Below are 13,115 nucleotides of genomic sequence, written 5' to 3' on the forward strand. Positions count from 1 at the left end.
TGTTGCATGATTCACCGGGCGGAAGCGTTGGCGCAGCCATGGATTTGAATACCATCACGACAGTGGCCCATCCGCAAACGCGCGCCCAGCTACCGATTTGGAGGGCAGGTGATGCTTGGCTCGCGGGCGGCACCTGGCTGTTCTCGGAGCCGCAGGTCCACCTGACTCGGCTCATCGATCTGGCCGACCTGAAATGGCCGGCACTGACCGTCACCGAGAGCCATCTCGGCATCGCCGCCACGTGCACCGTTGCGCAGCTCGATGGACTCGTCTGCCCACCCGGCTGGTTCGCTGCGGCGCTGATCAACCAGTGCTGCCGCGCCTTCCTTGCATCGTTCAAGATCTGGAAGACTGCAACCGTCGGCGGCAATCTCTGCATGTCGCTTCCGGCGGGACCGATGATCTCGCTCACCGCCGCGCTCGACGGGGTCTGCACTATCTGGAAGGCAGACGGAGGCGAACGGAAGATACAAGTCACCGAATTCGTCACCGGCAACCAGCGCAATCGTCTCGCGACAGGGGACCTGCTCCGGCAGATCGATATCCCGATTGCCGCGTTGAAGCGTCGCGCGGCCTTTCGCCAGATCTCGCTGGCGCCGGTCGGCCGCTCGGCGGCGCTTCTGATCGGCAGCCTGGATACCGACGGCACGCTGAAGCTCACGGTCACGGCATCCACGGTACGACCGATCCAGCTGTCCTTTCCCAAGCCGCCCAACGCGAGCGCGCTCCGCGATGCGATCGAGCAACACATCACCGACGAGCTTTACCACACCGACATCCACGGCAAGCCGCTCTGGCGCAAGCACATGACACTACGGCTTGCCGAAGAGATCCGTGACGAACTCCTGGGCGCGGCACCATCATGAGCTTCGAGGTCAACGGCAAACCGTTTTCGCAAGCACCGCGCGCCGGCCAGTGCCTGCGCACGTTCCTGCGCGAGCTCGGCCATTTCGGCGTGAAGAAGGGCTGCGACGCCGGCGATTGCGGCGCTTGCACCGTGCTGCTCGACGGCGAGCCGGTGCATAGCTGCCTGATCCCGGCCTTCCGCGCCGAGGGGCGCGCCGTCACCACGATCGAAGGTCTCGGCGGGGACAGCGGCGCACATCCGATGCAGCAGGCCTTCCTCGATGCGCAAGGCTTTCAATGCGGCTTCTGCACCGCCGGCATGATCCTGACCTGTGCCTCGCTCAACCAGGCGCAGCGCACCGATCTGGGCGTGGCGCTGAAGGGCAATATCTGCCGCTGCACCGGCTATCGTTCGATCGAGGATGCGCTGCTCGGCAAGTCCAATGTCGATGAGAACGTCGAGGCCGGCGCCGCATTCGGCCGCAGCCTGCCGGCGCCAGCTGGCCCTGACGTCGTGCGCGGCAAGGCGCGCTACACGTTCGACACGCAGATTGACGGCCTGCTGCATATCAAGCTGCTCCGTTCACCGCACGCCCACGCGAAGATCGTCGCGATCGACAAGTCTGCGGCGCTGAGCATTCCCGGCGTGCACGCGGTGCTGACGCATGAGGATGCGCCTACGGTGCTGATCTCGACCGCGCGGCACGAGAAGGACTGGATGGATCCCGAGGACACCCGGATCCTTGACGACGTTGTCCGCTTCATCGGACAGAAGGTCGCCGCCGTCGTCGCAGACAGCGAAGCCGCCGCCGAGGACGCCTGCCGCCGGCTGAAGGTCGATTACGAGCTTCTGCCTGCGCTGATCGACCCTGAAAAGGCGATGGCGCCGGGTGCACCTGTCATTCATCCTGACCGCACCACCGCGAACCGGATCGCCGACGCCCAGCGCAACCTCGTTGCGGAGACGCACGGCGAATTCGGCGATGTCGCAACTGCGCTCGCGACGTCCGCCGTCACTTACGAGGCTACCTTCCACAGTCACCGTGTGCAGCATGCCGCATTGGAGACCCATGGCGGCCTGGCCTGGCTCGATGCTTCGGGCGTGCTCAATGTTCGCACCTCGACGCAGGTGCCGTTCCTGACCCGGCGCGCGCTGTCCGATATCTTCGAGCTTCCCATCGACAAGGTCCGCGTGTTCTGCGAGCGCGTCGGCGGCGGCTTTGGCGGCAAGCAGGAGATGTTCGTCGAGGACATTCTGGCGCTCGCGGTGCTCAAGACCGGGCGGCCGGTGAAGCTGGAGCTCACCCGCGAGGAGCAGTTCATCGCGACCTCGACGCGACATCCGATGCGGGTCCACATCAAGGCCGGTGCGGACGCGGACGGCAGGCTCACCGCGCTCCAGCTCAACGTGCTCTCCAACACCGGCGCCTACGGCAATCACGCCGGCCCCGTGATGTTCCACTCGTTGTCCGAGTCCATCGGCGTCTACAATTGCCCGAACAAGAAGGTCGACGGCTACGCGGTCTACACCAATACGGTGCCGGCAGGCGCGTTCCGCGGTTATGGCTTGCCGCAAACACTGATCGCGACCGAAGCCGCGATCGAGGAACTGGCAAGGCAGCTCGGCATCAACCCCTACGAGATGCGCCGGCGCAACGTCGTCAAGCCCGGCGATCCCATGCTGTCGCCGCCGCCGTCGGAATTCCACGACGTGCTCTATGGCTCCTACGGGCTCGACCAGTGCCTCGATCTCGTCGAGCGCGCGATGCGGGCCGATGGTCCCCGACCGGACCTGTCGCCGGAGTGGCTGATCGGCGACGGCCTCGCGCTGACCATGATCGACACGGCGCCCCCGGCCGGCCATCTCGCGGATGCCATGGTCGCACTCAACGACGACGCCGGCTTCGACCTCACGGTCGGCACCGCCGAGTTCGGCAACGGCACCAGCACCGTGCACCGGCAGATCGCGGCGACAACGCTTGCGACCACCGTCGGCCGGATTCGCCTGCGCCAGTCCGACACCGCCCACGGTGGCCACGATACCGGCGCCTATGGCAGCGCCGGCACGTTCGTCGCCGGCAAGGCGACGCATGCGGCAGCCATGCAGCTTGCGACCGAGCTGAAGACGGCCGCCGCCGGCGCATGGCTCTGCGACGTCGGGAGCTGTACGCTCGAAAGCGAGGCCGTTGTCAGTGGCGTGCGGCGCATGGCCTTTGTGGAATTGGCAAAGCTCGCGCGCGAACGCGGCCAGCCTTTCGCCGGCACCGGCAATTCCAGCGGCACGCCGCGTTCGGTCGGCTTCAACGTGCAGGGCTTTCGCGTCGCCGTGAACAAGGGCACCGGCGAGCTCAAAATTCTCAGGAGCGTGCATGCGGCTGATGCCGGTGTCGTCGCCAATCCCATGCAGTGCCGCGGTCAGGTCGAAGGCGGGGTCGCGCAGGCGCTCGGTGCCGCGCTCTACGAGGAGATGGTGATCGACGCGGACGGCCGCGTCACCAACCCGAAATTCCGCGACTACCACCTGCCCTCCTTTGCCGACGTGCCGCGCACCGAGGTTTTCTTCGCCGAGACATCCGACACGGTCGGACCGTTGGGGGCGAAGTCGATGAGCGAGAGCCCGTACAATCCGGTCACCGCCGCGCTCGGCAACGCGATTGCCGATGCCACCGGCATCCGCTTCACCGCGCCGCCCTTCAAGCCGGATCGGCTGTTTCCCGCGCTACGCGAGAAGTTCGGTAATTAGCTGCCGCGATAGGTCGAATAGCTCCACGGCGTGACCAATAGCGGCACGTGATAGTGCCCCTCCGGCTCGCTGATCGCGAAGCGCAGCGGGATCTCGTCGAGGAACGGCGGATCGGCGAGCTGCACGTTGCGCTCGGCGTAATATTTGGCCACGCTGAATCGGAGTTCATAGCGGCCGATCGGCAACGGACGACCGCCGATCAGCGGCTGGTCGGTGCGGCCGTCCGCATTGGTGACGGTGCGCGCGATCACGCGGCTCTCGCCGAGCGCGGAGAGTTCAACGAGCTCCACCGGGATGCCCGACGCTGGCTTGCCGACGTGATTGTCCAATACATGGGTCGACAGCCGGCCATGTACTCTAAGCTTGTCATTGGCAGCGACGAGTTGATCGAGCCGCAACGCCGAGATACGGCCAATCTCCTCGATCGCACGTCGCGTCTCGGTCTTGGCGATATTGCGCAACCGCGTCTCGAAGTCGCTCAGCACGGAATCCTTGGTGTGACGACGCACGCAGACGATATAGGGAATGCCGAACTTGTCACGATAGGCGTTGTTGACACGCTCGAACGCTGCGTATTCGGCCTCTGACAGCCGGTCGAGCCCGGCGCTGTTCTGCTCGTCGGTCGATTCCTCCGTGAGCCCCGCCGCGCGCTGGGTCTTGCTCGCGAGGTCCGGATGCGCCCGGATCAGCGCCAATTGCGCGTCGGGTTCGGCACTCTGGATCGCCGCCATCAGCGCGGCGTGCAACTGGTTGATGCCGGCGAACGGCCGCTTCGTGGCGAGTTGCCTGGCGATCCACGGTGAATATTCGACGACGTTGGCAAGCGCGGCAACGAAACCGGCTTCGTCGACGGCATTGAGATCAGACAGCGAGATCTGCGACATCGCCCCCTCACCCGATCTCAAATGCGTCGGCCGCAAGATGCGCGTGCTTGTCGTGCCAATGCTGTGCGATCTGCAACCGCGTCGGCACCCAGACGCGCTCGTGCTTGCCGATGTAGTCGAGGAAGCGGATCAGCCCCGCCGCGCGGCCGGGTCGGCCGGCGAGTCGACAGTGCAGGCCGACCGACATCATCTTCGGCGCGCTCTCGCCTTCGACATAGAGTACGTCGAAGGCATCCTTCAGATAGGTGAAGAACTGCTCGCCTTCGGCAAAGCCTTGCGGGTTGATGAACCGCATATCGTTGGCGTCAAGCGTATAGGGAATGACGAGTTGCTTGCCGCTCGCGCCCTTGACCCAATAGGGCAGATCGTCGGCGTAGGAGTCGCAGAGATAGAGGAAGCCGCCCTCCTCCATCAACAGACGGTTGGTGTTGTTCGAGGAGCGCCCGGTGTACCAGCCGAGCGGCCGCGATCCAGTCGCCTCGGTGTGGACGCGGATCGCTTCCGCAATCTCCGCGCGCTCCTGCGCCTCGGTCATGTCCTTGTGCTCGATCCATTTCAGGCTGTGGCTGGCGATGTCCCAGCCCGCCTCCTTCATGGCAGCTACGATTTCCGGATTGCGCTTCAGCGCGGTAGCGACACCGAACACGGTGGTCGGCCATTGGCGCTCACTGAACATCCGCCACAGCCGCCAGAAGCCGGCGCGCGAGCCATATTCGAACATCGATTCGATATTGGCGTGGCGCTGGCCGAGCCAAGGCTGCGCGCCGAGCACGTCGGACAAAAACGCTTCCGAGGCGCGATCGCCGTGCAGAATGCTGTTCTCGCCGCCCTCCTCGAAATTGACGACGAACTGCACCGCGACCCGCGCATCACCGGGCCATTGCGGGTGCGGCGGGTTGCGGCCGTAACCGCGGAGATCGCGCGGGTAGCGGGCGTCAGTCACTCAGACTTCCTCGAAGCGGATCGGCAGAGCGCCCTTCCACAGCACGCTCTTGCCGAGCGTTGCCAGATTCTCCAGGCCAGAGGTCAGCGTGATGAAATGATTGCCGGCGAGCTGGCCCATCTTGCTTGCGAAGCTCACGCCGCCATAGGCCATCAGGATCTCGGTCTCGCTGATGCCGCCGGGATAGAGGATGATCTGGCCGGGCGCGGGATAGCTGGTGTGGTTCTCGTAGCCGACCCCGAAATCGAGGTCGCCGAGCGGCATCCACACGCCCTCGCCGCTCCAGCGCACATGGATGATGTGGCTTTCGAACGGCAGCGCCTTGCGGAACGCGGCGACAGTTTTGGGCGCCAGCTGCTCCTCGAAACGGGCATCGAAGGTGAAGTCGCCGGCGCGGATAACGAGTTTGCTCATCTCATCTCTCTGGATCGGGGCGGTGGCCTCCCGGGATACTCTCACGGGAAACTCTTAGGCAAAAAGCATTCCATCGAGCTTCGCGCAAGGGGCGAGGCCGCATCACCTGCGGTCGTAGGACCAGCCGAAAACGCCGCTCCGCCGCGTCTCCGGCTCCGCGGCAGGCTGCGGCGCCTCCCTCAGTTCCGCCTGCGGCGGCGGGGGCGGCTCCGGCAGATTCTCGCATTTCATGGAGTAAACCAGTTTGCCGTCCGCTGTACGCCCGATCGGCGCGCAGGGGTCCGGATGCGCCGCCGAGGTTTTTGGGGTCAGCTTGACCTGCGCCACGGCCGGCGAGGCGAACAGGAGAAGGACCAGCAGATATCTCGACATCATTGTCGCCTAAAAACCAATTGGCCGCATTGAACCGGATTGCTGCGGGCAAGTCCATCGGCGCCACGAGCACGATTGCCGAATATTTAGCCGGGACCCGGTGCTCACTCTCGTGTCCCGGACAAGCTGCAGCGCCTCTTAGCGTTGCGGCGCAGAGCCGGGACCCAGAAGCCGCGAATTCTCTGCAGCATGGGCCCCGGCTCTGCAGCGCACCGCAAGGCGCTGCGCTGCGTCCGGGGCACGAGAGCGAAGTGTGGTGCACACTCTCTCAAGTCGTCTTTGCGAGCGCAGCGAAGCAATCCAGAGTCCCTCCGCGGTAAGACTCTGGATTGCTTCGCTGCGCTCGCAATGACGAAGTATGAGGCGGCAGCGCCACTCTTCCAGCTCGCATCCACTTCAATTGCAGACACACCTTCGCATCCTCGCGGCGCATTTCGCCCGAGTTTTGCTTGGTCGCTCCACCCTCTTGTCCAGGAGGGCACAGGGAAGGCCGGGTGCCGGCTGGCACCCGCGGTCCGCTGCGCGAAGATGTAGCGCAAGGAAACCGCACAGCAGCATACAGGTGTAGCCAAATCACTCGGCCTTCCCTGCGCAGTGGCTTTACGGCTTATGCCGTGCTCTCCCGGGAGCCGAGTTCCTGTTGGCCTCCCTCGCCTTCACGAAAGTCGCGGACACCGCGCCGGTTGACGCGAATGCCGCCTCCGCAAAGGCTTGAACCGTAGCAACGACGGCCAGGACCACACGGTTTTGCCGTACGCACGGCTCGCTTGTCGCCACCGGTTTCGACGACGTTGTGCACGTTGCCGCCGACCTGATGACGAGACGAACCTGACAGCGCCGCTCGTCGACACGAAGCCTCGGGCTCACGGAGAGCAATCCGCCCTGCCCGCACTTTCGCGCCCGACGCTGTCGCGTCCACCGCAAGCCCGGCTCTACGACCATCACGACACATGGTCGCCCCTCAAGGGTGAGCCGGGATGGGCGACACATACGCCAAAACCGAATTTCGGTAAAGTAGAATATTTTTCCCGGAGAGGATTGACGCACCCGCGACACAGGTCGCGCAATGAGACGCCTCGCGCAGAAGCAACAAGGGGCGGTGCAAAACACCGCCCCTCGGCGCGATAGAGACTGCGGCGAGAACAGGCGCCTAATACGGCTGATAATAGCCGCGCGGACCATAGTAGGGACCGCCGCCGTAATATCCCTGGCCGCCGTAGTAAGGACCGGGGCCGTAATTATAGCGGTCCTCGTAGTACTCCTGGCGCCTGCTCTCCGCGATAGCGCCGCCGATCAGTCCTGCCGCCACGCCCATGAAGGCGAGGCCTGCAGCGTTCGGACCTCGTCGATAATAGCGGTGGCGGCGAGCGGCGGCGCTGAAATCGGTGGCAGCCGGAGCGGCCGGGCCCGCGGCAGCGGCCTTGGTGGGCGCGGGCGAGTTGGCAGCCGAAGGCGTGATAGAGGCCGTAATCAGAACAAGACTTGCGAAAGCTGCCAACACAAGGTTGCGGCCGGCTGCAGAAATCATCGGTCCCTTATTCATCTTGACCTTCCTCTGTCCTCTGTTCTCGCTCAAAGCGACATAATCAAACGAGACATAATGCGCAAACCACTGAAATGGTTTCCTGATCGCGGCAATCTGCCACGCTTTGAACGATTGTAAACCGACGACCAAATCCAGCTTGAACCATCCAACATGAGCGGATAATGAACAGTCGCGCCGTTTTTTCGGTCGCCGTAAGCGTTTTACGTGAACCAACGCATCAACCGACGTCGTCGGGATCGATGCCATTTTCAGGTTCACCGTGACTGACCCGTCCTATTCCAAAGAGAAATCAGATGATTGCGGTTCGCAAACTGCCGGCGCGCTATGCGCCGATCGTGATGCCATTCGTGCTGTCCATCCTCATGACAGCCGTGGTGTCGGTCATTTCCACGCTTCGGAGCCTCGGCGCAACGGCGGCGTTCCTCGCCACGTGGCCGGGCGCCTGGGGGCTGTCATGGCTCGTCGCCTTTCCGACGCTGCTGATGGTGCTGCCACTGGTCCGCCGGATCGTGGCCAGCGTCGTCGCGGCTCCCTCCCAACCGGGCCGATAGAAGGCGCGGACGTCGGCGCATGACGCACGCCGTCCCGCTTTCGCGTGACCTACGACAGCGCGCCGAGCACGCCGCGCGTCGCCTTGTCGATCTCCTCGACATAGCGGCGGCGGACGAACGTCTCGGTCAGGAAGCCGACCACCTTGCGGCTGTCGGTGGAATCGACCACCGCGAGCATCTCGGCTTCCGCTTCGTCGAACACCGCCATTGCCGATTTCACGTTCATTTCCGGGATCAGCACGATCTCGGTCAGGCGGGCGAGCTCGATCACCTGGATCTCGTCGGCGATGGTGTCGAGGTCGCCGGAGAACAGATCGGGCAGCAGGACCAGCCCGACATATTCGTCTGCATTGTTGACGATGACGATACCGGGACGCGATCCCAGCGGGAATTCGCCGCGGACCGCCGCGATGGTCGTAGTCGACGGCACCTTGCCGACGTCGGAGCGCATCAGCCGCTCGACGGTGAGGTTGCGCAGCCAGCCGACATCGTTGGCGCTGCGGATCGTCTCGCCACGCAGATGCAGGCGCCAGGTCGAGAAGGAGTGTCCGAACATGAAGCGGACGCAGATCGAGGTGACGATGCAGCCGGCGAGCACCACGGCGGTGACGTCGACGTTGCGGGTCATCTCGAGCACGAGGAACGACATGGTCAAGGGACCGCCGACGATGGCGACGCCGAGCGTCGCCATGCCCGTCAGCATCGCGACCAGCGGGTCGATCACGAAGTTCGGGCTGATCAGCAACAGCACCGCGGAAAAGAACTTTCCGATCAGGCTGCCGACAAACAGCGAGGCAAAGAACAGCCCACCGCGGAAGCCCGAGGCGAGCGAGATTAGGCAGGCCGTCACCTTCAAGGCGATGATCAGCGCGATCAGGCCGATCGTCATGTCGTGAAAGAGATCGAGCACCATGGCGCCGTGGCCGGCCGCCAGCACCTGCGGTGTGACGATCGCAAAGCCGCCGACGATGAGGCCGCCGATCACCGGGCGCAGCCAGATCGGCATCCATTTGAACAGGCGCTCGAACATCGAGGACGAGCGCATCACGGCGATGCCGACGCCGCTGGTGACGAGTGCAAGCCCGATCAACGCGATATATTGCTCGACGCCGACAGCGCTGACCTTCGGTATTTCGAGCGAGTACGGTGCGCCGCCGAGCCATTGCGCGGTCAAGGCGCCGGCGAGCGAGGCCGCCAGGATCGGGGCGGCGCTGCCGACCGAATAGACGCCGACAATCAGCTCGCAGGCGTAGAAGGCCCCGGTGATCGGTGCACCGAACGCCGCCGCGATCGCAGCGGCAGCGCCGCAGCCGACGATCAGGCGCAGATCGTTGCGGCGCAGATTAAAGAACTTGCCGAACAGCGAGGCGATGCCCGAGCCGATCTGGGTATAGCCGGCCTCGAGACCGACGGATGCGCCGCAGCCGTTCGAGATCAGCGTCTGGCTCGACACCACCAGGCTGTCGCGCATCGACAGATTGCCGCCGCGCAGCGCGTTCGCCTCGATCGGGTCGACCGCGTTGGAGATCTTCCACCGCCGCCGCCACCACTCCATGATACCGAGCGCCAGCCCGCCCAGCGCAGGCGCGATCAGCGCGGCCCAGGGGCTGACGCGCGCGTTGGCGGAAAGGCGGACGTCGATGGGAATGCCGTAGATCACCATATGAGCAATCTGCGCAATCTCGGCCATCAGCGTCACGACGGCGCCGGCAAGCGTGCCGATCACGAGGGCGAGCGGGATCAGATAGAATTCGTTGCTGCGCAGCAGCGCCCGCAGCCGAACCATGACGCGGTTCGTCCCCTTGCGATCGGTGAGATGTCTGATCCGCAGGAACACTCTCTGCCCGCCCTACTCTTCCGACATGCCGTAACCGGACATGCGCTGGCGGACCCGCTCGATCTCGGCGCTCGAAAGCAGCGGCGGCTCTCCGATCTGGAGGCAGCCGTGATATTGCCGCGCCAGTGTCTCCACCTCGACCGCGAGCCACATCGCCTTGTCTAGCGACTTGCCGACCGCGATCATGCCGTGATGGTCGAGCAGGCAGGCGAGCCGATCCTCCAGCGCCCGCACCGCATGTTCCGAGAGCTCGACCGTTCCGAAGGTGGCATAGGGCGCGCAGCGGATGCTGTCTCCGCCGGCGGCTGCGATCATGTAGTGCACGGGCGGGATCTCCATGCCCATGATCGCGAGGATGGTGCAATAGGTCGGATGAGCGTGGACGACGGCGTTGACGTCCTGCCGGGCCTTCAGGATGTCGAGGTGGAAGCGCCACTCGCTGGACGGCTTCTGACTGGGCGCATGTGAGCCGTCCATCGCCATGAAGACGATCTGGTCCGGCGTCATGGCGTCATAGGGCACGCTGGTCGGTGTGATCAGAAGCCCGTCCACATGGCGGACGCTGATATTGCCCGAGGTGCCCTGGTTGATGCCGAGCGCATTCATGCGGCGGCAGGCGCCGATGATGGCCTGTCTCTTGTCGAGATCGTCCGCTGTCATCGAGATATCGAATTCCTGACGATGGGCGCTTGTTAGACGGGGAGTACGTCAAAGCAATGTGGCAGCGCAAGAGAAAGCAGACCGGATCGCCCGCGATCGCGCCGGCGCTCTCGCCGCATCGTGAAATAATCATGAAAATCAACGCATTAACAGATTGTCGCAGCCCTACGGCAAGCTCGCCCGGACGGCGGCGATCCCGTTGATCACGAACTGCACCGAATAGGCCGCGAGCAGCATGCCGAGCACCCGCGAAAGCACGGCGTTGCCGGTGCGCCCAAGAGTGCGCGCGATCATGTTCGCGGAGGCAAAGCAGAGCATGCAGATGAGGGAGACGCAGAGCACGACCGCGATGATGATCGCGAGCCTCGCCCCGTAGCCGGCATCACCCGAAAGCAGCAGCGTGGTCGCGATCGCGCCGGGACCGGCCATCATCGGGATCGCCAGCGGGAATACCGCGACATCGGAGGCATGCTCTGACGTCGCCTTGTCGGCCTCGCGGGCCTCGCGATGCGGACGGTCGCCGAAGATCATCTGGTAGGACACGCCGAACAGCAGCAGCCCGCCGGCGATCTGGAAGGCGGGGATGCCGATCCCGAGCTGGCGCAGGAGCCAGTTTCCGATCAGCGCGATCACCACCAGGATCGACGCCGCAATCAGCGGCGCGCGCAGCGCGATGGTGCGTTTGGTCTTGTCGGGCATGCCGCCGGTCGCGGCGAGGAAAGCCGGCGCAAGGCCCACGGGATCGACCACGAGCAACAGCGTCACGAAGGCCGACAGGGTGAAGTCGATCATGTCTCGGTAGGCTCCCTGGACGCAGGAACGATGGCTGGCGGACTGACTTAGCCCGGCAGAACCGCTTTGAAAATCACCGGAGATGCACGGAGATGCACAATGAGTGATAGTGGAATTGGAATGTTGCTGGGCCACCTCTCGGCCAATTTGCTCTGGCTCTGGTTCATCGGAGCCTTCCTGCTCGGTGCGGTTCTCGTCTATGGCGTGTCGAAATCGGGACGCCTGCGGCGCAGCGAGCGCGCACAACTCGACCGCAACACCGAGGCGCGGCAGCGGCAGGAAGATCCTCATAAGCGCCCGACCTGAACGATCGCCGTGAGCGCAGGTTGCAGTTTGGAACTTTCGTTCTCGCAAAGGTTTTGATCGCCTGAGGATTGAGGAAGGCGATGCCTTCCCGTGTCACCTCAAGAGGAGGATCTATGGCCAAACGAGCAAAGAAACGTACAACCAAGAAGACCGCGGCGCGGCGCCCGCGTCAGGCGCCGAAGATGTTGAGCGATCTGTTTCTGGAGACGCTGAAGGACATCTATTTCGCCGAGAACAAGATCATCAAGACCTTGCCCAAGATGGCCAAGGCCGCAAACTCGAAGCAGCTCGCGGCGGCCTTCAACAAGCATCTGCGCGAGACGCAGGGCCAGGTCAAACGTCTGGACCAGATCTTCAAGATGCTGGGCAAGCCGGCCCGCGGCAAGCCTTGCGAAGCGATCAACGGCATTACCGACGAAGGCGCCGAGATCATGAAGGAGTTCAAGAACGCTCCTGCGCTCGACGCCGGCCTGCTCGCAGCGGCGCAGGCGGTCGAGCACTATGAAATCTCCCGCTACGGCACCTTGCGCACCTGGGCCGAGGAGCTCGGCATGCAGGACGCAGCAAGATTGCTGCAGGCGACGCTGGACGAGGAAGAGGCGACCGACCACGCCCTGACCGAGCTCGCCACTTCCGTGATCAACCTCGAAGCGGAAGAGGAATACCGCAAAGCGGCCTGAGCCGCTCACACCTGACAACGCAACGCCGCGGCCCGGAAGGCCGCGGCGCTTGTCTTTTCGGATCGCACGATCCGCATGGCACGTCCGCGCCGCCGGGCTGGAATTCCCGGGAACCAGCCCCATATGCAGCATTCCCCACCGCCGAGCCTGCATCATGCAACCCAAAAATCCCCTCGACTGGATGCTGTCCGAAGCCCTGGACCAGCTGACCCGCGCCGAACGGCTGCGTCAGCAGTTCGGCCGCCAGGAGGCCTGCTGGGAGCCGCCGATCGACGTGCTCGAAACCGAGCATGAGCTGCTGATCCTGGTCGCGCTTCCCGGCGTCAATCCCGACAATGTCGAGACTGTCATCCATGACGGCGTGCTCGTCATCTCCGGCCAGCGCACCCTTCCGCCGGAGCTTCGCAACGCCCGCATCCACCGGCTCGAGCTGCCGCAGGGCCGCTTCGAGCGGCGCATCGTGCTTCCCGTTGGCCGCTACGCCATCAGCCGCTTCGTGATGGACGGCTGCGTCGCGTTGCGCCTCGCCAAATCCTGAGGT

14 protein-coding genes are annotated in these 13,115 nt (G+C 64.3%); 6 read left to right on the forward strand and 8 right to left on the reverse strand.

Features of this window, described 5'->3' with window-relative positions:
* Positions 1 to 38: 38 nt before the first annotated feature.
* Together ABIB00_RS25890 and ABIB00_RS25895 are read left to right on the forward strand one after the other, a co-directional pair.
* On the forward strand, positions 39 to 866 hold the full coding sequence (locus ABIB00_RS25890) for an FAD binding domain-containing protein (RefSeq protein ID WP_354106314.1): 828 nt from the start codon (positions 39 to 41) through the stop codon (positions 864 to 866).
* On the forward strand, positions 863 to 3,589 hold the full coding sequence (locus tag ABIB00_RS25895; RefSeq protein WP_354106315.1) for a molybdopterin-dependent oxidoreductase: 2,727 nt from the start codon (positions 863 to 865) through the stop codon (positions 3,587 to 3,589). The genes ABIB00_RS25890 and ABIB00_RS25895 overlap by 4 nt, the downstream gene beginning before the upstream one ends.
* On the opposite strand, the gene uraD is transcribed toward ABIB00_RS25895, so the two are convergent.
* The 5 genes from uraD to ABIB00_RS39150 form a co-directional block, all read right to left on the reverse strand.
* On the reverse strand, positions 3,586 to 4,473 hold the full coding sequence (uraD, locus tag ABIB00_RS25900) for a 2-oxo-4-hydroxy-4-carboxy-5-ureidoimidazoline decarboxylase (RefSeq protein WP_354106316.1): 888 nt from the start codon (positions 4,471 to 4,473) through the stop codon (positions 3,586 to 3,588). The genes ABIB00_RS25895 and uraD overlap by 4 nt on opposite strands.
* A 7-nt stretch (positions 4,474 to 4,480) precedes the next feature.
* Complete coding sequence (gene puuE, locus ABIB00_RS25905; protein WP_354106317.1) at positions 4,481 to 5,416, reverse strand: allantoinase PuuE; 936 nt, start codon at positions 5,414 to 5,416, stop codon at positions 4,481 to 4,483.
* Positions 5,417 to 5,830, reverse strand: coding sequence for a DUF3830 family protein (locus ABIB00_RS25910; RefSeq protein ID WP_247348369.1), 414 nt, complete (start codon positions 5,828 to 5,830; stop codon positions 5,417 to 5,419).
* Between the two features lie 102 nt (positions 5,831 to 5,932).
* A complete protein-coding gene (locus ABIB00_RS25915; protein WP_354106318.1) occupies positions 5,933 to 6,205 on the reverse strand; it encodes a hypothetical protein in 273 nt (90 codons plus the stop codon).
* A gap of 1,147 nt (positions 6,206 to 7,352) precedes the next feature.
* Positions 7,353 to 8,006: a hypothetical protein gene (locus ABIB00_RS39150; RefSeq protein ID WP_502917884.1), complete on the reverse strand. Its 654-nt coding sequence runs from the start codon at positions 8,004 to 8,006 to the stop codon at positions 7,353 to 7,355.
* Between the two features lie 35 nt (positions 8,007 to 8,041).
* Between ABIB00_RS39150 and ABIB00_RS25925 the strand changes: the two genes are divergently transcribed.
* Complete coding sequence (locus ABIB00_RS25925; protein WP_354106319.1) at positions 8,042 to 8,299, forward strand: DUF2798 domain-containing protein; 258 nt, start codon at positions 8,042 to 8,044, stop codon at positions 8,297 to 8,299.
* Positions 8,300 to 8,348: 49 nt separating this feature from the next.
* Here the strand turns inward: ABIB00_RS25925 and ABIB00_RS25930 are convergent, their stop codons facing one another.
* From ABIB00_RS25930 to ABIB00_RS25940, 3 genes are all read right to left on the reverse strand, one after another.
* Positions 8,349 to 10,136, reverse strand: coding sequence for a chloride channel protein (locus ABIB00_RS25930; RefSeq protein ID WP_247443879.1), 1,788 nt, complete (start codon positions 10,134 to 10,136; stop codon positions 8,349 to 8,351).
* Positions 10,137 to 10,148: 12 nt separating this feature from the next.
* Positions 10,149 to 10,796, reverse strand: coding sequence for an L-fuculose-phosphate aldolase (locus ABIB00_RS25935; RefSeq protein ID WP_354106320.1), 648 nt, complete (start codon positions 10,794 to 10,796; stop codon positions 10,149 to 10,151).
* Between the two features lie 165 nt (positions 10,797 to 10,961).
* Positions 10,962 to 11,588 (reverse strand): MarC family protein, encoded by a 627-nt coding sequence (locus ABIB00_RS25940; protein WP_354106321.1) that lies wholly within the window; start codon positions 11,586 to 11,588, stop codon positions 10,962 to 10,964.
* Between the two features lie 99 nt (positions 11,589 to 11,687).
* Here ABIB00_RS25940 and ABIB00_RS25945 point away from each other — a divergent pair, with 99 nt between their 5' ends.
* The 3 genes from ABIB00_RS25945 (at position 11,688) to ABIB00_RS25955 (ending at position 13,112) form a co-directional block, all read left to right on the forward strand.
* A complete protein-coding gene (locus ABIB00_RS25945; RefSeq protein WP_354106322.1) occupies positions 11,688 to 11,894 on the forward strand; it encodes a hypothetical protein in 207 nt (68 codons plus the stop codon).
* 113 nt (positions 11,895 to 12,007) lie between these two features.
* Positions 12,008 to 12,574, forward strand: coding sequence for a YciE/YciF ferroxidase family protein (locus ABIB00_RS25950; RefSeq protein ID WP_354045218.1), 567 nt, complete (start codon positions 12,008 to 12,010; stop codon positions 12,572 to 12,574).
* 154 nt (positions 12,575 to 12,728) lie between these two features.
* Positions 12,729 to 13,112, forward strand: coding sequence for an Hsp20/alpha crystallin family protein (locus ABIB00_RS25955; RefSeq protein ID WP_247443884.1), 384 nt, complete (start codon positions 12,729 to 12,731; stop codon positions 13,110 to 13,112).
* Positions 13,113 to 13,115: the final 3 nt, after the last annotated feature.

Source organism: Bradyrhizobium sp. LB14.3 (assembly GCF_040547985.1).
GTDB lineage: Bacteria > Pseudomonadota > Alphaproteobacteria > Rhizobiales > Xanthobacteraceae > Bradyrhizobium.

Bases quoted from the DNA above. Each gene is read 5' to 3' on its own strand.
- ABIB00_RS25890 (WP_354106314.1), top strand. From the start codon at position 39: ATGGATTTGAATACCATCACGACAGTGGCCCATCCGCAAACGCGCGCC.
- ABIB00_RS25915 (WP_354106318.1), bottom strand. From the start codon at position 6,205: ATGATGTCGAGATATCTGCTGGTCCTTCTCCTGTTCGCCTCGCCGGCC.
- ABIB00_RS25945 (WP_354106322.1), top strand. From the start codon at position 11,688: ATGAGTGATAGTGGAATTGGAATGTTGCTGGGCCACCTCTCGGCCAAT.
- ABIB00_RS25895 (WP_354106315.1), top strand. From the start codon at position 863: ATGAGCTTCGAGGTCAACGGCAAACCGTTTTCGCAAGCACCGCGCGCC.
- uraD (WP_354106316.1), bottom strand. From the start codon at position 4,473: ATGTCGCAGATCTCGCTGTCTGATCTCAATGCCGTCGACGAAGCCGGT.
- ABIB00_RS25940 (WP_354106321.1), bottom strand. From the start codon at position 11,588: ATGATCGACTTCACCCTGTCGGCCTTCGTGACGCTGTTGCTCGTGGTC.
- ABIB00_RS25950 (WP_354045218.1), top strand. From the start codon at position 12,008: ATGGCCAAACGAGCAAAGAAACGTACAACCAAGAAGACCGCGGCGCGG.
- ABIB00_RS25935 (WP_354106320.1), bottom strand. From the start codon at position 10,796: ATGACAGCGGACGATCTCGACAAGAGACAGGCCATCATCGGCGCCTGC.
- ABIB00_RS25955 (WP_247443884.1), top strand. From the start codon at position 12,729: ATGCAACCCAAAAATCCCCTCGACTGGATGCTGTCCGAAGCCCTGGAC.
- ABIB00_RS25910 (WP_247348369.1), bottom strand. From the start codon at position 5,830: ATGAGCAAACTCGTTATCCGCGCCGGCGACTTCACCTTCGATGCCCGT.
- ABIB00_RS25925 (WP_354106319.1), top strand. From the start codon at position 8,042: ATGATTGCGGTTCGCAAACTGCCGGCGCGCTATGCGCCGATCGTGATG.